Annotated in this window: 16 protein-coding genes; 6 read left to right on the top strand and 10 right to left on the bottom strand. The window is 74.1% G+C overall.

What is annotated here, in order from left to right:
- Window positions 1-16: 16 nt before the first annotated feature.
- The 4 genes from ABT041_RS16110 to ABT041_RS16095 all read right to left on the bottom strand — a co-directional run bounded on the left by ABT041_RS16110 (window position 17) and on the right by ABT041_RS16095 (window position 6,091).
- Window positions 17-2,290, bottom strand: coding sequence for a protein kinase domain-containing protein (locus ABT041_RS16110; RefSeq protein WP_351184419.1), 2,274 nt, complete (start codon window positions 2,288-2,290; stop codon window positions 17-19).
- 5 nt (window positions 2,291-2,295) lie between these two features.
- Window positions 2,296-4,893 carry a serine/threonine-protein kinase gene (locus ABT041_RS16105; RefSeq protein ID WP_502976495.1) on the bottom strand — a complete coding sequence of 866 codons (2,598 nt, stop codon included), beginning with the start codon at window positions 4,891-4,893 and terminating at the stop codon, window positions 2,296-2,298.
- A 107-nt stretch (window positions 4,894-5,000) separates the two neighbouring features.
- A complete protein-coding gene (greA, locus tag ABT041_RS16100; protein WP_351184415.1) occupies window positions 5,001-5,498 on the bottom strand; it encodes a transcription elongation factor GreA in 498 nt (165 codons plus the stop codon).
- A 191-nt stretch (window positions 5,499-5,689) separates the two neighbouring features.
- On the bottom strand, window positions 5,690-6,091 hold the full coding sequence (locus tag ABT041_RS16095) for a DUF4307 domain-containing protein (protein WP_351184413.1): 402 nt from the start codon (window positions 6,089-6,091) through the stop codon (window positions 5,690-5,692).
- A gap of 98 nt (window positions 6,092-6,189) precedes the next feature.
- On the opposite strand from ABT041_RS16095, the gene mca reads away from it, so the two are divergent.
- On the top strand, window positions 6,190-7,071 hold the full coding sequence (mca, locus tag ABT041_RS16090; RefSeq protein ID WP_351184411.1) for a mycothiol conjugate amidase Mca: 882 nt from the start codon (window positions 6,190-6,192) through the stop codon (window positions 7,069-7,071).
- Window positions 7,064-7,303 (top strand): hypothetical protein, encoded by a 240-nt coding sequence (locus tag ABT041_RS16085; RefSeq protein WP_351184409.1) that lies wholly within the window; start codon window positions 7,064-7,066, stop codon window positions 7,301-7,303. The genes mca and ABT041_RS16085 overlap by 8 nt, the downstream gene beginning before the upstream one ends.
- Before the next feature lie 395 nt (window positions 7,304-7,698).
- Here ABT041_RS16085 and ABT041_RS16080 read toward each other — a convergent pair whose 3' ends face one another.
- Window positions 7,699-11,082, bottom strand: a complete 3,384-nt coding sequence (locus tag ABT041_RS16080) for a tetratricopeptide repeat protein (protein WP_351184407.1) — start codon at window positions 11,080-11,082, stop codon at window positions 7,699-7,701.
- Between the two features lie 110 nt (window positions 11,083-11,192).
- Between ABT041_RS16080 and ABT041_RS16075 the strand changes: the two genes are divergently transcribed.
- The gene (locus tag ABT041_RS16075; protein ID WP_351184405.1) at window positions 11,193-13,214 is read left to right on the top strand and encodes a thioredoxin domain-containing protein; all 2,022 of its coding nucleotides are present in this window, start codon (window positions 11,193-11,195) and stop codon (window positions 13,212-13,214) included.
- A 90-nt stretch (window positions 13,215-13,304) separates the two neighbouring features.
- Here ABT041_RS16075 and ABT041_RS16070 read toward each other — a convergent pair whose 3' ends face one another.
- Window positions 13,305-13,712: a rodlin gene (locus tag ABT041_RS16070; RefSeq protein ID WP_351184403.1), complete on the bottom strand. Its 408-nt coding sequence runs from the start codon at window positions 13,710-13,712 to the stop codon at window positions 13,305-13,307.
- A gap of 94 nt (window positions 13,713-13,806) precedes the next feature.
- Window positions 13,807-14,847 (bottom strand): LCP family protein, encoded by a 1,041-nt coding sequence (locus tag ABT041_RS16065; protein ID WP_351184401.1) that lies wholly within the window; start codon window positions 14,845-14,847, stop codon window positions 13,807-13,809.
- Between the two features lie 174 nt (window positions 14,848-15,021).
- On the opposite strand from ABT041_RS16065, the gene ABT041_RS16060 reads away from it, so the two are divergent.
- Window positions 15,022-15,171 (top strand): hypothetical protein, encoded by a 150-nt coding sequence (locus ABT041_RS16060; RefSeq protein ID WP_351184399.1) that lies wholly within the window; start codon window positions 15,022-15,024, stop codon window positions 15,169-15,171.
- A gap of 81 nt (window positions 15,172-15,252) precedes the next feature.
- Here the strand turns inward: ABT041_RS16060 and ABT041_RS16055 are convergent, their stop codons facing one another.
- The gene (locus tag ABT041_RS16055) at window positions 15,253-15,663 is read right to left on the bottom strand and encodes a rodlin (protein WP_351184397.1); all 411 of its coding nucleotides are present in this window, start codon (window positions 15,661-15,663) and stop codon (window positions 15,253-15,255) included.
- Window positions 15,664-15,885: 222 nt separating this feature from the next.
- Between ABT041_RS16055 and ABT041_RS16050 the strand changes: the two genes are divergently transcribed.
- Together ABT041_RS16050 and ABT041_RS16045 are read left to right on the top strand one after the other, a co-directional pair.
- Window positions 15,886-16,296: a rodlin gene (locus ABT041_RS16050; protein ID WP_351184484.1), complete on the top strand. Its 411-nt coding sequence runs from the start codon at window positions 15,886-15,888 to the stop codon at window positions 16,294-16,296.
- A gap of 200 nt (window positions 16,297-16,496) precedes the next feature.
- A complete protein-coding gene (locus ABT041_RS16045) occupies window positions 16,497-16,730 on the top strand; it encodes a chaplin (RefSeq protein ID WP_351184395.1) in 234 nt (77 codons plus the stop codon).
- A gap of 66 nt (window positions 16,731-16,796) precedes the next feature.
- Here the strand turns inward: ABT041_RS16045 and ABT041_RS16040 are convergent, their stop codons facing one another.
- Complete coding sequence (locus ABT041_RS16040) at window positions 16,797-18,053, bottom strand: FAD-dependent oxidoreductase (RefSeq protein ID WP_351184482.1); 1,257 nt, start codon at window positions 18,051-18,053, stop codon at window positions 16,797-16,799.
- Window positions 18,054-18,079: 26 nt separating this feature from the next.
- On the bottom strand, window positions 18,080-19,387 hold the full coding sequence (locus ABT041_RS16035) for a carboxylate--amine ligase (protein WP_351184393.1): 1,308 nt from the start codon (window positions 19,385-19,387) through the stop codon (window positions 18,080-18,082).
- Window positions 19,388-19,415 lie beyond the last annotated feature (28 nt).

Raw genomic sequence — 19,415 nt, 5'->3', positions numbered from 1 at the left:
GGAACTCGGGCGGAACTCAGGGCAGGTAGGCGGAGACCACCTGTCCTTCGGGGAAGGCGAGGAACGCCGCCCCGCCTGCGGCGAGCGCCTCCGCCGGGAACTCCGGCTCCTCGGCGCCGTCCGGGAACTTGGGCCGGTAGTCCTCGGAGCCGTTCGCGCCGACGGGCCCGGTCGCGGGGTACGAGGTCACCCGGTCCTCGTTCACCGTGAGGAGCCGGTCGCCCGCGAAGTAGACCCGCTTCGCCGTCACGTCGGGGACGACCCACCGCCGCTCGCCGCTCTTCACGTCGTACGTGACGAGCGCGCCCGTCTCGCCGAGGACGGCCACCAGCCCCTTCCCGTTCACCGCGACCGGGGCCACCGCCCGGGTCCCCAACCGGTGCCGCGGGGCCAGGGTCCCGGCGTCGAGGACGGTGACCGCCGCGTCCTGCAGGCCCGTGCAGAGCACGCTCGCGCTCTTCTCGTGCACGGCGAGCGCGGCGCACGGCTCCCCGGCCCGGCCCACCACCCGACCCGTACCGGAGTCCAGCGCGACCGGCCGCTCGGAGCCCATCGCCACGAAGACCCGCCCGCCGCCCACGACGAGCTGCTCCGGCACCCCGTCGACCGGAGTGCGCCACAGCAGCTTGCGGTCCTTGAGGCGCACGGCGGCCACCAGCCCCTGCCCGTCCTCCCGCACGTCGAAGTACGAGGAGTACAGGACCCCGTCCACCAGGTCCGCGCTCTTCACGCCCCAGCCGCCGTCCGGCACCGGGATCCTGCCCCGCGCCCCGCCGTCCGCGAGACCGTACGCGCTGATGCCGTACTCGTCCGTCAGATACACCGCGTCGTCGACGATCGCCGGGTACCCGGGGCCGACCGGCGAGGTGTCGCGCCGGCCCGGCACCGTCCACAGCCGCTTGCCGTCCGAGGCGCGCAGCCCGACGGCCGAGCCGCCCGCGCCCCCGCACACGAGGACCTCCGGGGCGAGCGCGCAGGCACCGATCGGCATGTCCGTCTCCACCGACCAGGGCGACCAGCCGGCCGGACGGTGGGCGCGGTCCGCGCCGACCTCGCCGAAGTCATGGGTGTGGCCCGTGCCGCCGTACGGCAGGACGACCCGGCTCAGCGCGGCGACCGGCGCCGAGCTGCCGGCGCCGCTGCTCGGCGGCCCGGCGACCCCGCCCGTGGCCGTACCGCCCGTCCCCTCGTTCCGGTCGAGCAGCACCACGCCGCCGGTCGCCACCACGGCCACCGCCACCGCGCCCGCGACCAGCGCGCCCCACGGCCGGCGCCGCTGCGCGGGCGGAGCGGCCGGCACCGGCCGCTCCGTCATCGCGGTGGGGGAGTACGGCACGACCGGCCCGAGCGTCGGCAGCTCGGCCACGCCCGCGCCGGAGGCCGCCGCCTCCCCGGCGCTCCGGGCCGCCTCCCCGTACTCGGCGAGCAGCGAGAGCACCGCGCCGGGCCACGGGAACACCTCGGGCCCGCCGCCGCCCAGCAGCTCCACGAGCTCCGCGGCAGAGGGCCGCTCGGCCGGGTCGAGCCGCAGACACCGCTCCAGGACCGGCCGCAGCTCCGCCGGAACCCCGTCGAGCTCGGCCTCGGCCCGGCTGATCCGGTAGATCACGGCCGCCATCTCGTCGTCGTGGAACGGCCCCCGGCCGCTCGCCGCGAACGCGAGGACGGCGCCCAGGCAGAACACGTCCGACGCGGGCACCACCGCCCGGCTGCCCACCAGGTGCTCCGGCGACATGAAGCCGGGGGAGCCCACCACCAGACCGGTCGAGGTCAGCGCCGTCGCCTCGAAGGCCTGCGCGATCCCGAAGTCGATCAGCTTCGGCCCGGCCGCGGCGAGCAGCACGTTCGCCGGCTTGAGGTCCCGGTGCAGCACCTTCACCGCGTGCACGCCCGCGAGCGCCCGCGCGAGGGCGACCCCGAGGGCCCGGACGGTCGCCGCGGGCAGCGCCCCGGACCGCACGACGGCCTCCGCGAGCGAGGGCCCCGGCACGTACTCGGTCGCCAGCCACGGCGAGTCCGCGTCCGCGTCCGCGTCGACGAGCCGCGCGACCCCCGGCCCGTCCACGGTCCGCGCGGCCGCGATCTCGCGCCGGAAGCGGGTCCTGAAGTCCCCGTCGACCTCCAGGTCGTCCCGTACGGTCTTCACCGCGACCATCCGGTACGGATCGGCCGTGGGCGCGTCCGCACGGCAGGCGAGATGCACCTCGCCCATGCCTCCGGCGCCGAGGCGGGCGAGCAGCAGATAGGGGCCGTGGAGCCGCGGGGGGCCCGGCGGCAGTGCTTCCAGCACGGGGGCTACTCCTTCTCGCCGGGCAGCGCGACGGAGGCGACGGCCCCGGTGTCGTACACGACGTGGGCGACCCCGCCGAGCGGCAGGACCACCGGCGGCCGGATCTCCCGGTCCAGATAGGTGCTGTTCACGCGGTCGTACGGGTCCCTGGCGCGGGGCCCGGGAGCGCCCGGCACGGGCACGGCGCGCTCCTTGCCGGGGGTGCCGTCCCTCCCCAGCGGCACCACGTGCAGGGCGGAGAAGTCGGCGTACACGAGCGCGTTCCCCGCGATCAGCGGGTCGGAGACGAGCTGCTGCCTCCCGTCGGCGGAGGCGAGCGGGGGGAGGGGGTAGTGGCCGAGGGCCTTGCCGGTGGCCGGGTCGAGGACGAACACGCCTTCGGGCGCGCTCGTCGTTCCCCAGTCGGCCCAGCTCATGGCCCCCCTGTCGAGGACGACGGCGTCGTGGGCGGACAGGGCGGTCGGCCAGGCACCCGACCCGGCGACCGCGGCGGGCACGGGGAGCTTGCCGCTGCCCACCGGGGCGAGTGTCGTGGCGTCCAGGCGGTACAGCGCGAGCGGGGACTCGTTCCTGGCGTCGAGCGGTGCGCAGTAGGCGTACTTCCCCTGGACGTGGAGGCTGGCGCAGTTCTTGGCCTCCGGCGGGACCTGGCCGCGCTGCTGTCCGTTCTTCGCGTCGAACGACACGAAGCCGCCGTCGCTCAGCGCGTAGACGAGACCGTTCGCGTAGGCGACGGGCTCGAAGTCGCGGAACCCGCCCCGCGCGAGGTCGGCGTTGGTCAGCGACTTGGACCACAGCTGCCGGCCGTCGGCCAGAGCGAAGGCCGTCATCCGGTCCTTGTCCTCGCCGCCGGTCGGGACGAAGACCGTGCCGTCGCCGACGACGGGCTGGGTGCGCATCCCGGCCTGCGCGGTGTTCGCCTTCTCCCAGCGCACCGTGCCGCTGCGGGCGTCCCGGACCTGGAGGCGCCCGTCGGAGTGCAGCACGACGGAGTCGCCGTGGACGGCGGGGACGTTCGTGGTGCCCGCGATGAAGATCCCGCCGGTGGGCCCGATGAAGCTCATGTCGTCGCGGGGGTCCTTGACCAGGTCCGCGCTCCACAGCCGCTTCCCGTTCGCCGGGTCGAGGGCCTCGTAGCGCCCGTCGGTCGTCCGGCACACCAGCGCCTTCTCCCCGGCCGAGCAGCCGAACGCGGGGGCGGTCAGCTGCGCCCGCCACGGCTGCCAGCCGGCCGGGCGCTGGGCGGCGTTCTGCGCGACGACGCCCGAGGCGTCGGCGGGGCCTCGGTCGCTCACGCCGGGGACGCGGGGTCCGGCGGCCTTCGCGGGCGCCTGCGGCGGCGTCGTCGGATCGGGCCACAGGAGGTACGCGCCGAGCCCGCCGGCGACGACGGCGAGCGCGAGGGCGGCGGCGAGCGCGCGCCTCCGCCGCTTCCGGGGCGCTCCGGCGGCGGGCGTGGCGGGCGCGGTGTGCGCGGACACGGGCGCGAGCGTCGGTACGGAGTGCAGCCCGGGGACCGCCGGCGTGACGACGGGCCCGGACGCGACGGGCGCGGCCTCCAGGAGCGGCCCGCCCGCGGCGACGAGCTGGGCGAGCTCCCTGCCGTACTCGCCGATGTGGTCCCGTACGCCCTCCGGCCACGGGAAGACCTTCGCGGCCCCGGTGCCGAGCAGCCCGACGAGCGCCTCCGGCTTCGGCCGGTCCGCCGGGTCCACGGCCAGGCAGGCGGCGACCGTCCCGCGCAGCTCCTCCGGGACGCGGGACAGATCGGCCTCGGCCTGCGAGACCCGGTACAGGACGGCGGCGAGGGGGCCGTCGCCGAAGGGGTCCTCGCCGGTCGCCGCGTAACAGAGGAGCGAGCCGAGGCAGAACACGTCGGACGCGGCCGTGACCCGGCGGGCGCCGGCCACGTGCTCGGGCGACATGAACGACGGGGTCCCGACCATGAGACCGGTCGCGGTCATGGTGGTGGCGGTGCTGCTGCGGGCGATGCCGAAATCGATGAGCCGGGGGCCGTCGACGGAGAGCATGACGTTGCCGGGCTTGAGGTCCCGGTGCAGGACCCCGGCCGCGTGCAGGTCGACGAGGGCCCGGGCGACGTCCGCGCCGAGCGCCCGGACGGTGGCGACGGGCAGCGGCCCGCCGCGCCGCACGGCCTGCGAGAGGCTGGGCCCGGGGACGTACGCGGTGGCCAGCCAGGGCACCTCGGCGTCGGGATCACCACCGACGGGGGCGGCGGCGTAGGGGCTGTCGATGAGCGAGGCGACCCGGATCTCCCGCCGGAAACGGTCCCGGAAGGCGGGCTCCCCGACGACATCGCGCCGCACGGTCTTGAGAGCGACGAAGCGCCCACGCGCGAGACGACCCACGGAGGCGGCACCGGAACCGCCCGCGGCACCGTCACTGCGCCCGTCCCAGGAACCGCCCGCGGCACCGTCACTGCGCCCGTCCTCGGAGCCGGCCCCGGCACCGGAGCCGTCCCCGGCGTCCTCCTCGGCGTCTCGCGCGAGGAACACCTCGCCCATGCCGCCCGCGCCGAGGCGGGCGAGCACCTCGTACGGTCCGATCCGGCGTGGTGTGCCCTCGCGCAGCGGTCCCAGCACCTCGTCCTCCCCCTGGTGACGTGACGTCAGAACTCGCATCATTGCATGTGCATGCAGAACGAAGGGCCGGCCCCTCGGGGGCCGGCCCTTCGTTCACGCAGTGCGGCTCAGCCGGTGTACGGCTTCGCGCTGAGGATCCTCACCGTGGCCTTCTTGCCGTTCGGCAGCTCGTACTCGGCGTCCTCGCCCACCTTCTTGCCGTTGACGCCGACGCCGAGCGGCGACTGCGGCGAGTAGGTGTCGATGTCCTCGCTCGCGTACTCGCGGGAGGCGAGCAGGAAGGTCATCGTGTCGTCCTCGTCGCCGTCGAAGGCGATCGTGACGACCATGCCGGGGGCGACGACGCCCTCCTCCGCCGGGGCCTCGCCGACCTTGGCGTGCTCCAGGAGCTGGGTGAGCTGGCGGACCCGGAGCTCCTGCTTGCCCTGCTCCTCCTTGGCCGCGTGGTACCCGCCGTTCTCGCGCAGGTCGCCCTCTTCGCGCGCCGCTGCGATCTTGGCGGCGATCTCGGTACGCGCGGGACCAGTCAGGTACTCAAGCTCGTCCTTGAGCTTGGTGTACGCCTCCTGGGTGAGCCAGGTGACGTTGTCGCTGGTCTGGGTCACGGGTGCTCCTCGTAGGTACTGGGAATACAAAGCATCGCCCTACACGGGAAAGCGGTGCAAATCCCGGGCGGGCGAAACCACGAGCCTAACAATGAGTGGCGAAAAGCGGGAGGACATAAACCATAAAGATGGCGTCTCCCCAGGTCACCGTGGTGACTCGCCGGGACTCGACACCCCGTCCCTACCCACCGCTACCGCGCCGTACACCCGATGAGTTCGGCGCTCGTCGCGCGGGCGGTCGTACGGAGCGAGAAGACGCGGTCGATCCGGGTGGCGGCGTCGTCGACGCGGACGTCCTTGCGGGCCACCTCGGCGCCGTCCTCGGAGCGGGAGCGCAGCGTGCAGACGCCCTTGGCGTCCTTGTCCTTGCGGATCTCCAGGTGCACCTGGACCTCCTCGGCGCTCACCACGTCGAACTTGATCATCTCGGCGCTGATCTTGCTGTCGACGACGTAATGCCAGCCGAACCAGCCCATGACCCCGAGAAACAGGACCCCGAGCACCGCCCCGGTGATCCTGAGCTTGCGGTCGGCCCGCTCATCCGCGGAGCGCCCGTAGCGTCCCTCGGGCAGCTGCTCTCGCACCGCGCTCATGGGGGATCCTCTCGAAGCCGGGGGTGGCGGAATTTTCACTCCCCCGATTCCGTCACTATAGAGACCACGCTCCGCGTCGAATCACTGAGGATCGAGTCTTGACTGAGCAGCTGCGACTGATGGCCGTTCACGCCCACCCCGACGACGAGTCGAGCAAGGGTGCGGCCACGATGGCCAAGTACGTGTCCGAGGGGGTGGACGTCATGGTGGTGACGTGCACGGGCGGCGAGCGCGGCTCGGTCCTGAACCCCAAGCTTCAGGGCGACCCCTACATCGAGGCGAACATCCACGAGGTGCGCCGCAAGGAGATGGACGAGGCCCGCGAGATCCTCGGCGTCTCGCAGCACTGGCTGGGATTCGTCGACTCGGGCCTGCCCGAGGGCGACCCGCTGCCGCCGCTGCCCGAGGGCTGCTTCGCCCTCGAGGACGTGGACACGGCGGCCGGGGCGCTGGTCCGTGAGATCCGCTCGTTCCGTCCGCAGGTCGTCACGACGTACGACGAGAACGGCGGGTACCCGCACCCCGACCACATCATGACCCACAAGATCACCATGGTGGCCTTCGACGGGGCGTCCGACGCGGAGAAGTACCCGGAGGCCGAGTTCGGCCCGGTCTGGCAGCCGCTGAAGCTCTACTACAACCAGGGCTTCAACCGCCCCCGCACCGAGGCGCTGCACGAGGCCCTCCTGGCGCGCGGCCTGGAGTCGCCGTACGGGGACTGGCTGAAGCGCTGGGACGAGTTCGGCGGCAAGGCGCGCAACCTGACGACGCACGTGCCGTGCGCGGACTTCTTCGAGATCCGCGACAAGGCGCTGATCGCGCACGCGACGCAGATCGACCCCGACGGCGGCTGGTTCCGGGTGCCGATGGAGATCCAGAAGGAGGTCTGGCCGACGGAGGAGTACGAGCTCAGCAAGGCGCTGGTCCCGACCTCCCTCCCCGAGGAAGATCTCTTCGCGGGCATCCGCGACAATGCCTGACATGAGCGCACACCTGGCACTGACCCAGCTTGTCCCCTTCGCCGCCGAAGAGCTGGACAAGAACAAGGTGACCCCCGGCGTCCTCGGCTTCGTCGTCTTCGCGGCCCTGGCCCTTGCGGTCTGGATGCTGATGAAGTCGATGAACCGCCACATGGGCAAGGTCACCTTCGAGGAGGCCCCGGACCCGAAGGCCAAGCCCTCGGACACCCCGGCACCGACCCCCGGCAAGTAGCCAAGGAACGACCCCCCCCGTGTGGGCAATCGTCCCTCCCCCAGACTTCGTCCGGGGGGACCCCCAGGGCGGGAGGGTGGGCACACGGACGGCGCCCTCAGCGGCGCCTCCGCGTTCCGAGCCTGGACCCGCACCACCAGTGCACTGCGCACGGGGTGCGGGTCCATGCACGTGAGCCTCCGGCGCCGGTAGGGGCGCCGTCCGTTGTGCCCACCCTCCCCCAAGCTCTCGGCTTCGCTCGAGCAGGGGGGACCCCCATCGCCCTGGGGGCACCTCCCGGACGAAGTCTGGGGGAGGAACGCCTGCCCACAACGGGGGGTGGGCACCGCCCCGGCGGAACGCCTGCCCACAACGGGGGTGGGCACGGCCCCGGCGGTACGCAGGACCACAACGGCTCAGCTGACCGCCGGCACGCCCAGGACCTCCCGCGCCGGGCGGGACGGGAGCAGGCCCAGGTGCCAGGCCTGCCACGGGCCCGTCGGGGCGACGCCCCGGTCCAGGAGCAGGACGTGCGCCTCGACGCAGTCGTCGACCCTCGGGTCGCGCGCCGGGTGCCGTCCCGCCGCCAGCGCCGCGAGCTCCTCGCGCGCCGCCGCCACACCCGGCTCCGGAGTGCCCGGCGCCGCGTGCGGCAGCAGCCCGCACCGCAGCAGCCGCGCCCAGTCCGAGCCCCGCCGGTCGCCGTACCCGTCGAAGAGCGCGCGCGCCTCCTCGCACAGCGCGAGCGCCTGCGGGACGCGCCCGTTGCCGGCGTCGACGATCGCCAGCTCCAGACAGGCCCACGCCTCCCCGTGCGCGACGCCGATCCGGCGGAAGTCCGCCCGCGCGTCCACGAGCAGCTGCCGGGCGAAGCCCGAGTTCCGCAGGTTCCCCGCCCGCGCCGCCTGCTGGTCCCGGGTGACCCGCCCCAGCTGGTGCCGCGCACAGGCGAGCCCGTACAGGTCCCGCATCCGCGAGAACATCGACCGCGCCCGCCCCAGCTCCCGCACCGCCTCGTCCCGGTCGCCCCGCTCCTCCAGGGCCTGCCCCAGGTGGTAGAGCGTCCACGCCTCCCCGCGCGCGTCCTCCTGCTCCCGGTGCCGCGCGAGCGCCCCGCGCAGCTCCTCGACCGCCGCCTCGGCCTCCCCGCCCGCGAGCCGTGTCCGGGCCAGCTGGGTCAGCGCCCAGGCCTCGCCGCGCCCGTCGTGGACCCGCCCGTACGTCTCCAGGGCCCGCCGCAGCTCGCCCTCCGCGCCCGGCACGTCGCCCCGGAGCAGCAGCACCTGCCCCCGCTGGAAGTGCGCCCAGGCCTCGCCGTGCAGCGACTCGTGCTCCCGGTGCAGGGCGAGGGACCGGTCGAGCAGCGCCGTCGCCTCGGCCAGATCGCCCCGGTCCCGCTCCACCGCGGCCAGCGCGTGCAGCGTCCAGCCCCGGTCGGCGGCCAGCGACTCCGGCTCCTGGAGCGCGAGCGCCTCCCGCAGCCGCGCCGCCGCCTCGGTGAGCCGCCCCTGGTGGTGCAGCGTGATCCCGAGCGAGCAGAGCGCGAGCGCGGCCCCGGCGTCCTGATGGGCCTCCTGGTACTGGGAGACGACCGAGGTCAGCGTCTTGTGCGCCTTGTCGAGCTCGCCGAGCTGCCGCGCCGCGATACCGGTCCGCCACCGCACCGAACGGGTCAGCAGCCCCTGCCCGACGGACTCCGCCAGCTCGTTGATCTCGCCCAGCCGGTACAGGTCGCCCCGCAGCAGGCAGTAGTCGCACAGCGCGCTCAGCAGCCCGAGGACCGTCTCCTGGTCGACGCCCTCCGCGTGCCGCAGGGCCGCCGTGATGAAGCTGGACTCCTCGTCGAGCCAGCCGAGCGCCGCCTCCAGGGAGCCGAAGCCGTGCCCGTCGAACCGGTCGGCCCGGGTCGACATCTTGCCGTCGACCATCCGGATCACCGCGTCGGCGAGCTCCGCGTGGTTCCGTACGAGCCGCTCCTGCGCCGCCGCGATCTCGGCCGCGTCCTCCTCGTCCACGAGCCGGGCGGCGGCGAAGCCGCGCACCACGTCGTGCAGCCGGTACCGCTCCCCGCGGACGTGGTCGAGCAGCCCGGCGCCGGACAGCTCCCGCAGCCGGCGGGCGGCCTCCGGCCCGCCGCCCCCGCCGAGCAGCGCGGCGGCCGCCGCCGCACCGAGGGAGGCCCGACCGGCCAGCGCGAGCCGCCGCAGCAGCTGCCGGGCGTCCTCGTCGAAGTCGAGGAAGTACCTTACGGACAGGGCGCGTTCGACGGGGTCGGTGCCCCAGCCCGGCCGGGCGAGCACATGGCTCACCTCCTCCATCGAGCGGCGCCCGAGCAGCGAGCCCACGACCCGCAGCGCCAGCGGCAGGCCTCCGCACAGCTCCCGTATCCGCTCGAAGGCCTCGGCGTCGTACGGGCCGGGGTCCGGCCCGCCGGCCGCCGCGCGCAGCAGTTCCTCGGCCCCGGCGGCGTCGAGCGCGGCGACCGGCAGCGCGTGCACCTCGGCCGGTACGTCTCCGCCGAGGTCCAGCGGCTCCCGGCAGGTCACGAGGACGAGGCTGTCGGACCGCTCCGGCAGCAGGGCCCGCACCTGGGAGGCGTCGGCGGCGTCGTCGAGGACGAGCACCACGGGCACCCCGCTCAACTGCCGCTGGTACAACTCCGAGAGCCGCCGCACCTGTTGCTCCGCCGTCGCCCCTTCGCGGAAGAGGAGCCGGTCGCGCGGGGCGCCGAGCCGGTTGAGGAGGTGCAGCAGCGCCTCCCGGGTCGAGACGGGCCGCTCGCCGCTCGCGGCGCCCCGCAGGTCGACGACGCAGGCCCCGCGGAACTGGTCGCGCAGCGCGTGCGCGGCCCGCACGGCGAGGGCGGTGCGCCCGGATCCGGGGTCGCCGTGCAGCAGGACCACGGTGGGCCGGGTGACGGCGGAGGCCCTCCCGGCCTGAACCCACCGGGTGACGGCGGCCAGCTCCTCCCGCCGCCCGGCGAACACGCCACCGGGATCGGGCAGATGTCCGAAGGACCGCGCGAGCACGGCCCGGGCCCGGGCGGCGGCACTCCGATCACCCCCACGCACCCCCCGTCCACCGGCCCCGACCTCGACGCCCGGCCGCCCTCCGACCACGGAACCCCCGCCCTCACCCACCCGGTCCCGGGCCGCCGAAGTCCCACCCCCGGAACCCCCGACTTCACCCGCCCGCCCCTCGGCCCCCGAAGCCCGGGCCTCACCCACGGACCCCACGGCCTCCGCCGCCCGTACCAGCTCCCGCTCCCGCTCCAGGAACGGCCCCACCCCCCGTGCCTCCAGCGCCGTCAACCACTCCACCCGCAGCCGCTCCACCCCACCCGACTGCCCCCGCCCGCTCGGTTGCCCCGGCCTTGCCGGCCGCCCCGCCCCACCCGTCCCGCCGCGCCCGCCCGTCACCCGCAGCACCGTCGCCGCCGCCCCGGCCACCGCCACCGCCACCGCCACCGCCGCGCCCGCGCCGAGCGCCGTGCCGACCGCCGTGCCCAGCGCCAGGTCCGCGCCGAAGGCCGCCGCCGCGGCGACGCCCGTGACCAGCGCGGGCCCCCCGAGCGCCGAGCCGCCGAAACGGTCCGCCGGACGGGTGCGGCCCGCCGCCTCGGCCTCCTCCACCGCCCGCAGGTACGCGGCGTAGGCGTCCGCCGCCATCCCGTCCAGCTCCGCCCGCCCCCGCGCGAGCAGCGCCTCCGCGGCGGCCGGGGAGGCGCCGGAGGCCCGTACCTCCTCCCTCACGGCCCGTTCCAACAGCCCTTCGGCCTCGACCCGGTGACTCTCCCGCATCTGCGTTCCCCCTCCGCGCGTGCCCGACGAATCCGGCCCAGTGTCCTGCGTCGCGCGCGTCGGCGCGAGGGAGCGGAGAAAGGAGGAGACCGCTGCGGCAGGATGGAGACATGCCGAACCGACTGGCCCATGAGACCTCCCCGTACCTCCTGCAGCACGCCGACAACCCGGTCGACTGGTGGCCGTGGTCGGCCGAGGCCTTCGAGGAGGCCCGGCGCCGCGACGTCCCCGTGCTGCTGAGCGTCGGATACAGCTCCTGTCACTGGTGCCACGTCATGGCGCACGAGTCCTTCGAGGACGACACCACCGCCGCCCTGGTCAACGACAACTTCGTCGCCGTCAAGGTCGACCGCGAGGAGCGCCCCGACGTCGACGCCGTCTACATGGAGGCCGTGCAGGCGGCGACCGGCCAGGGCGGCTGGCCGATGACCGTCTTCCTCACGCCGGACGCCGCCCCCTTCTACTTCGGTACGTACTTCCCGCCCGAGCCCCGCCACGGCATGCCGTCCTTCCCGGAGGTCCTGGAGGGCGTCAGGGCCGCCTGGGCCGACCGCCGCGGCGAGGTCGACGAGGTCGCGGACCGGATCGTGAAGGACCTGGCGGGCCGCTCCCTGGCCTACGGCGGCGACGGCGTCCCCGGCGAGGAGGAGCTCGCGGGGGCCCTCCTGGCCCTCACCCGGGAGTACGACGCGACCCGCGGCGGCTTCGGCGGCGCCCCGAAGTTCCCGCCGTCGATGGCCCTGGAGTTCCTGCTGCGCCACCACGCCCGTACGGGCTCCGAGGGCGCCCTCCAGATGGCCGCCGACACCTGCGAGGCGATGGCCCGCGGCGGCATCTACGACCAGCTCGGCGGTGGCTTCGCCCGCTACGCCGTCGACCGGGCGTGGGTGGTCCCGCACTTCGAGAAGATGCTGTACGACAACGCCCTGCTGTGCCGGGTGTACGCGCACCTGTGGAAGGCCACCGGCAGCGACCTGGCCCGCCGGGTCGCCCTGGAGACCGCCGACTTCCTGGTCCGTGAACTCCGCACCCCCGAGGGCGGTTTCGCCTCCGCGCTCGACGCCGACAGCGACGACGGCAGCGGCAGGCACGTCGAGGGCGCCTACTACGTGTGGACCCCCGCCCAGCTGACCGAGGTCCTGGGCGCGGAGGACGCCGCCCTCGCCGCCGCCCACTACGGCGTCACCGAGGACGGCACCTTCGAGCACGGCAGCTCCGTCCTCCAGCTCCCGCAGCAGGCGGGCCCGGCCGACGCCGACCGGATCGCCTCGATCGCGGCCCGGCTCCTCGCCGCCCGCGAGGAGCGCGAGCGCCCCGGCCGTGACGACAAGGTCGTCGCCGCCTGGAACGGCCTCGCGATCGCCGCCCTCGCCGAGACCGGCGCCCTCTTCGACCGCCCCGACCTGATCGAGCGTGCGACCGAGGCCGCCGACCTCCTCGTCCGCGTCCACATGGACGAGTCGGCCCGGCTGACCCGGACGTCCAAGGACGGCCGGGCCGGCACCAACGCGGGTGTCCTGGAGGACTACGCCGACGTCGCCGAGGGCTTCCTCGCCCTCGCCGCCGTCACCGGCGAGGGCGCCTGGCTGGAGTTCGCCGGCTTCCTCCTGGACCTCGTCCTCGACCGCTTCACCGCCGAGGGCGGCGCGCTGTACGACACGGCCCACGACGCCGAGTCCCTCATCCGGCGCCCCCAGGACCCCACCGACAACGCCGCCCCGTCCGGCTGGACCGCCGCCGCCGGAGCGCTGTTGTCGTACGCGGCGCACACCGGCTCGGACGCCCACCGCGCCGCCGCCGAGGGCGCCCTCGGCGTGGTCAAGGCCCTCGGCCCGCGCGCGCCCCGCTTCATCGGCTGGGGCCTGGCCGTCGCCGAGGCCCTCCTCGACGGACCCCGCGAGATCGCCGTCGTCGGCGACCCCGCCGACCCGGCCTTCCGGGAGCTGCGCCGTACGGCCCTGGCGGCGACCACCCCCGGAGCGGTCCTCGCCACCGGAGCACCCGGCAGCGAGGAGTTCCCGCTCCTGAAGGACCGGCCGCTCGTGGCCGGGTCACCGGCCGCGTACGTGTGCCGTCACTTCACCTGCGACGCGCCGGTCACCGACCCGGCCGAGCTGCGCCGGAAGCTGTAGGGCCGGGCCGGGCCGGGCCGGAACGGGGACGGCCCCGCGACCCCTCCGAGGAGGGGCGGCGGGGCCGCGCCGTTGGCCGGGTGCCGCGACTCAGCTGTTGCCGGCGCCGTTGCCGGAGAGCACCGGGATGTCGCTGAGGATGTGCGACAGCGGCTCGTCACCCTTGGCCTGGGTGGAGTTCTCGGTGCACTGCTGGTTCTGCGGGGAGGACAGGACGTTGATGTCCTGGACGCTGATCGGCACGACGCCGACGATCGAACCGGCGTTGACCTTGGCGGGCAGGCCGATGCAGGGCTTGTTCAGGGACCCCTGGACGAGCGCGAACTGCGGGCTCATGTCGCCGTAGGTCGCGGAGTTGCCGAACTCCTGGTGCGCGCCGTTGCCGGACAGCGAGGTGGTGCCACCGTCGTCGGCGATCGCGAGCGCCTGACCGGCACCCGCCGCCGTCGCGCCGAGGACGGACGCGGCCACTGCAGCCGTCGCCAAGAGCTTCTTCATTGTTCAGGCCTTTCGGATACTGGCCCGCTGAGTGCCGAGCCGTGCTGATCAACTGGCCGGTGGCCCGGAGGTTCCGGGTAGTCCACCGGACGGACTACGGGCAGATGAGCGACGACCCCGTGTCCGGCTTGTACGTGGCCGCCGGGATCTGGCTCGGCGCGACGGCCGTGCGGGCGGGCAGCGGCCGGTCCTCGGCGAGGCTCCCGAAGACCTCCGCGGCCCCTTCCTCGTCCCAGCCGACGGTGGACCCGACGCCCTCGATGTCGGGGTTGAAGCCCCGTACGGGCACGGTCGCGAACTCCGTACGCTCCGGGGGCAGGTCCTTCAGGTGCGCGGCGAGCGTCAGCAGCTCGGCCGTGGAGATCCCGCGCTCGGCGGCCGCCGTCCCGCGCAGGGTCGCCGCGAAGGCCCTCAGCTGCTCGGGGTCGTCGAGGATCCCGTCGTGGAGACGGAGCAGGGTGTTCACGATGAACTTCTGCTGCTTCCGGATGCGGCCGAAGTCCATCTGCCCGTCGGCCTTCCGGGACCGCACGTACTGGAGCGCCTCGCCGCCCGCGACCCGCTTGGTGCCGGGCTGGAGGTCGATGCCGGTGGACGGGTCCTTGAGCGGCTCCGTCGTACAGATGGGGACGCCGCCGTCGACGCGGTTCACGGTGTCCATGAAGCGCCGGAAGTCGATCTCCAGATAGCGGTGGACCGGCAGTCCGGTCATCGACTCGACGGTCTCCACGGCGAACGCGGAGCCGCCCTCCGCCCAGGCGTTGTTGATCTTCGCCGGGTGGGCGGCGTGCACCTTGCCGGTGCGCCGGTCGCGGTGTCCGTCGGGGAAGGAGGCGAGGGAGTCGCGGGGCAGGCTGACGACGTCGACCCGGTCGTTCGCCGCCGAGACGTGCACGAGCATGATCACGTCCGTGCAGTCGCACTCCTTCCCGCCCAGGTGGAATCGTTCCTTCTCGTCCGCGGTGACGCCCGTGCGGCTGTCGATGCCGACGACCAGGAGGTTCAGCCCCTTCTCCGGGGCGGGGAGACCGGTGGGGGCGGCGGCGAGGGCGCCGGGAGCGAGGGCGGCGAGGGCGGCGAAAGCCGCCGCGGCGAGCAGCGGACGCCGGGCCGGCCGTAGACGCGGGAATTTCATGTCCGCACCGTATTTCGACCCGCTCGCACACAGGTACGCGACGCGACATGAACAGGACGAATCACTCTCCTGCTGCGCCTGTGTAATGATGCGGGAATCGCAGCGGAAGGAGCGAAAATGGCGCCGGATCCCGGAAAATGGGAACGGATGGCCTTCATTCCGAAGAGCCGATATGTGAGCGACCCGCCCCCGGCCGACAGCAATCCGGTCCCCCTCTATTCCGCACTGGTCGCCCAGTGGGTGCAGGCGGGACGGGCGGTGCCGGGGATGCCGGACAGGGAGTGGGAGCGCCTGATGGCGACCCCGGTCTGGCCCAACTGGTAGCACCGGCAACGGGGGAGACGAAAGGGGCCGCCCAGGAGGGCGGCCCCTGACGTGTGAACGTCGTCGTGCTCAGGCGGAACGTCAGTGGTTGTTGACGCCGTTGCCCGACAGGACCGGGATGTCGTCCAGGATGTGCGACAGAGCCTCGTCACCCTTGGCCTGGGTGGAGTTCTCGGTGCACTGCTGGTTCTGCGGGGACGACAGAACGTTGATGTCCTGAACGGTGATCGGCACGACGCCGACGATCGAACCGGCGTTGAGCTTGGCCGGCAGACCGACGCAGGGCTTGTTCAGGGAGCCCTGGACGAGCGCGAACTGCGGGCTCATGTTGCCGTAGGTCTTGGAGTTGCCGAACTCCTGGTGCGCGCCGTTGCCGGACAGCGACGTGGTGCCGCCGTCGTTGGCGATGGCGAGCGCCGGGGAGGCCACGGCGGCGGTGGCGCCGACGATGGAGACGGCTGCGGCCGCGGTGGCCATAACCTTCTTGATCACGGGAGTTCCCTTCTAGAACCGGCTCCGTGCAGGGAGCGACCTGATCAACAGGCCGTCGGACGCCGGGGTTCCGCTGTGTCACCCCCTTGGCGGAGCGCGCGCGGCAGCGCGAAACGCGGACACAGTCGAACGAGTGAAGCGCCGGAACCTAAGCCCGCGACCGCAGTTGATCCCGTCGCATCAATCAGGTCGATTGGTGGGAACAGGAACGGAATCACCGTGATCAAGAAGATTATGGCGGCTGCGGCTGTGACGGCCTCTGTTGTCGGCGCTTCTGCTGCGGCGGCCTCCCCGGCGCTCGCCATCGCCGACGACGGCGGCACGACCTCGCTCAGCGGCAACCACGCGCACCAGGAGTTCGGCAACTCCGAGACCAAGGGCAACCAGAGCCCGAACTTCTCGGCCGTCCAGGGCTCTCTGAACAAGCTCTGCCTCGGCGTTCCGGCCAAGGTCAACGCCGGTTCGATCGTCGGCATCCTCGTTCCGGTCACGGTCCAGGACATCGACGTCCTGTCCAACCCGCAGAACCAGCAGTGCGCGGAGAACTCCACCCAGGCCAAGGGTGACGAGCCGCTGTCGCACCTCGTGGAGGACATCCCGGTCCTCTCCGGGAACGGCGCCTTCAACGGCTGATCCGCCGCGCGGACGACAGGGCCGGAGGGAACGCCGCGTTCCCCCGGCCCTCTTGCGTACCGGGGCGGGCGTGCGGGTGGTGGTGCGGGCAATGGAGTGAAAGAACAGGTGCCCCTGTTATTCCGGTTTCCTTTGTGCGGGATGTTCGTTGTGTTCTGTGCCGCGGAAATGCATTCCGCCGAGGAAAGGATCCAGACGAAATGAACTGTAAGAAGGCCGCAGCCGTCGTCGCCGGAATCATCATGGCCATGGGTGTGGCGTCGCCGGCCTTCGCGGACGCGGAGGCGGAGGGCCTCGCAGTCGGTTCGCCGGGTGTCCTCTCCGGGAACGTCGTGCAGGTCCCGATCCACATCCCGATCAACGTCTGCGGCAACAGCGTGAACGTCATCGGCGCGCTGAACCCGGCCGCGTTCAACACCTGCGTCAACGCCTGAGTCCCGGCGCCCGCAGGCGCGGAGGGCCGGTCCCGGCGAGCAACCGCTCCCGTGACCGGCCCTCCGTCACGCCGTGACCGGCGCCCGCCCGCCCGTACGGGGCCGGCCGGGCGGGCCGGAACCGGCCTCCGCCCGCAGCCGTCGCCGGACGCCCTTCACCAGCCGTCCCGCCGTGTACTCGGCGCCGAAGACGAACCGCATCGACGGCCCGTACGAAGGGGCCGTGAGCAGACCGGCGAGGAAGAGGCCCGGCCAGGAGGACTCGAACAGGCCCCCGACCTCGGGGGCGCCGCCCGCGCCGACCCGCCGCAGCGCCCCGCGCAGGGCGGGCGAGAGGACCCCGGCCCGGTCCAGGCTCGGGGTGAAGCCGGTCGCCGCGATCACATGGTCCGTCTCCAGGACCGTCGTCCCGTGCGGCCCGGCCACGTCGAGCCGCAGCCGCTCGTCCCCGGTCACCCGCGCCGTGGTGATCCGCTGCCCCAGGCGGACGTCGCCGACCGCCGCGAACCGCTCGCGCAGCCACCAGGCGCCCGCCGGGCCGAGCGCCGAGTCGAAGATCCGCTCGCGGGCGCCGGCCGGGAACCGCCGGAAGATCCCCGGGGTGTCCGCGTACAGCCTGTTCTGCCAGCCGCAGCCGAGACCCGTGTGCGGGGCACGCAGCGAGGGCCACAGGCCGCGGTCGAGGGCCGGCGGCACGGTGTTCCAGCGCAGCCCGCCGGCCCGCGCGAGGATCCGTACGGCCCCGGCGCCCCGCTCGACGAGCAGTGCGGCGGTCTCCAGGGCCGCCTGACCTGCCCCGACGACGGTGACGTCACGGCCGGCGAAGCCGTCCAGCTCGCCGTGGTGGCTGGAGTGGGTGACGTACCGCCGGGGCAGTCCCCGCAGGGGGCCGGGGATCTCCAGGAAGGGCAGGACGCCGACGGCGAGCGCCACCGTCCGGGCGCGCACCGCCTCGCCGTCCTCCGTGCGCAGCTCGAAGCCCCCGGCGGCCGGCGCGACCGAGCCGACGAGCCGCTCGTCGAGCACGGGCACGGTCTGCCGGGCGAACCAGTCGCCGTACGCGGCGAAGAAGCCGACCGGCAGGGGCACGCCGTGCTCGGCGCGGACGCCCCTGGCCGCCGCGTAGGTGTCCAGGCCGTACGCCCCCTCCGGGTCGGAGAGGTGGGACGCCCAGGGCTCCGACTTCAGGAACATGCCGGAGGGCATGGCGTGCCAGGCCTCCATCGAGCGGCCGAAGGCGCGGAGGCGCAGCCCGTGGGCCGCGGCGTGGGCGGCCACGGACAGGCCGTAGGGTCCGGCCCCGACGACCACCAGGTCGTACATCGACTTCGACATCGTGCCTTCCGCGTTCATCGTGGGGTGAGCTGATCGGTGGAGGTACGGGCCGGGGGCGGGCCCGGTGTGACGGCAGGAGTCGCCCGGCGGGCCACGAGCGCCCGCCGCAGGGCCGCCAGCGCCCTGCGCAGCAGGTGCGCGAGCCAGGCGCGGCCCATGGCGAGCGCGGGCAGGGGGTCGTCGGCCGCGAACCAGGCGCACTCGGTCCGCCCGCGCGCGCCGCCCGGCTCGGGCGCGTACCGGCGGTGCGGGGAGGCGAGCAGGGACAGGGCCGCGTAGTTCTCGACCAGGAAGCGGCGGCCGTACACGGGGGAGTGCGGCGGTACGGGCCGGCCGGTGAGGTCCAGGTGGAGGGCCCGGACCACGTCCAGGCCGTCCGGGTCGGTGAAGAGCCGGAACTGGGCGCCGGGCCGCGGGTTGAAGTCGAGCAGGTGGTACGCGCCGGTCGCCCTGTTCAGCCGGAAGTCCAGGTCGCACACGCCCCGGTAGCCGAGCGCGTCGAGCAGCTCGCGGGCCGTCCGGTCGACGACCGGGTTCACCGTCCAGCGGCCGGAGGCGGTCAGCCCGGCCCCGTCCGGCCAGGAGCGCTCCTTGCGCCCGGTCGCCCCGGTCGAGCAGCGGCCGGCGGAGTCCACGTACCCGTGGAAGAACCAGTCGAGGTCCCGGCCCGCCGGGAGCAGCTCCTGGAGCAGCAGCCGGCTGCCGGCCTCCGCCGTCCGGGCGTACAGCTCACGCACCTCGGCCAGGGACCGAGCGATCGTGGTGCTCCGCAGCCCGCGGCCGGCCGGGAGCAGCCAGGGCCGGCTCCACTTGGCGACCACCGGAAGCCCGAGCGACCAGGCCATGGCGGCGGCCTCGTCGGCGCCCTCGGGGAGTTCGGTACGGGGATGGGGCAGGCCCAGGCCGGCGCAGGTCTCGGCGAGCGCAGCCTTGTCGGCGACCCGGAGCAGCTGCTCCTCGGTCTGCTCGGGCAGCAGGAAGCGCGAAACCAGTCCGGGGCGGCGGCGGGCCAGTGCGAGGGCGCTCACATCGTCCAGCGGCACGGCGAGCAGGGGACGGGAGGGGCCGTCGGTGATCTCCTCGGCGATGTCGTTCAGGAGGGCGGCGAGTTCGGCGGAGGAGTTCGTCCCGGGGCGCACGCGGGCCGAGCGGAGAAAACGGGAGCGGGCGACGGGACTGGTGCTCGATTCGATGACGGCGTGGACCGGAATTCCGGCCCGTCCCAGGGAACGGGCGGCGCCGAGCGTGCCGTGATGGAAGGGGTTCCGGTCGAGCCGCACAAGGACGGTGGGGACGCTGGTGTCGAAACGCTGGCGCGGCACGGCATGCCCTTCATATCGGTGCCCCAAC

The organism is Streptomyces sp. NPDC002825, assembly GCF_040295385.1.
GTDB lineage: Bacteria > Actinomycetota > Actinomycetes > Streptomycetales > Streptomycetaceae > Streptomyces.
This window is presented reverse-complemented; position numbering and strand designations above follow the sequence as displayed.

Excerpts from the sequence above, each read along its gene's own strand:
- ABT041_RS16095 (WP_351184413.1), bottom strand. The coding sequence starts at position 6,091 with ATGAGCGCGGTGCGAGAGCAGCTGCCCGAGGGACGCTACGGGCGCTCC.
- ABT041_RS16085 (WP_351184409.1), top strand. The coding sequence starts at position 7,064 with ATGCCTGACATGAGCGCACACCTGGCACTGACCCAGCTTGTCCCCTTC.
- ABT041_RS16080 (WP_351184407.1), bottom strand. The coding sequence starts at position 11,082 with ATGCGGGAGAGTCACCGGGTCGAGGCCGAAGGGCTGTTGGAACGGGCC.
- ABT041_RS16075 (WP_351184405.1), top strand. The coding sequence starts at position 11,193 with ATGCCGAACCGACTGGCCCATGAGACCTCCCCGTACCTCCTGCAGCAC.
- ABT041_RS16070 (WP_351184403.1), bottom strand. The coding sequence starts at position 13,712 with ATGAAGAAGCTCTTGGCGACGGCTGCAGTGGCCGCGTCCGTCCTCGGC.
- ABT041_RS16065 (WP_351184401.1), bottom strand. The coding sequence starts at position 14,847 with ATGAAATTCCCGCGTCTACGGCCGGCCCGGCGTCCGCTGCTCGCCGCG.
- ABT041_RS16045 (WP_351184395.1), top strand. The coding sequence starts at position 16,497 with ATGAACTGTAAGAAGGCCGCAGCCGTCGTCGCCGGAATCATCATGGCC.
- ABT041_RS16040 (WP_351184482.1), bottom strand. The coding sequence starts at position 18,053 with ATGTACGACCTGGTGGTCGTCGGGGCCGGACCCTACGGCCTGTCCGTG.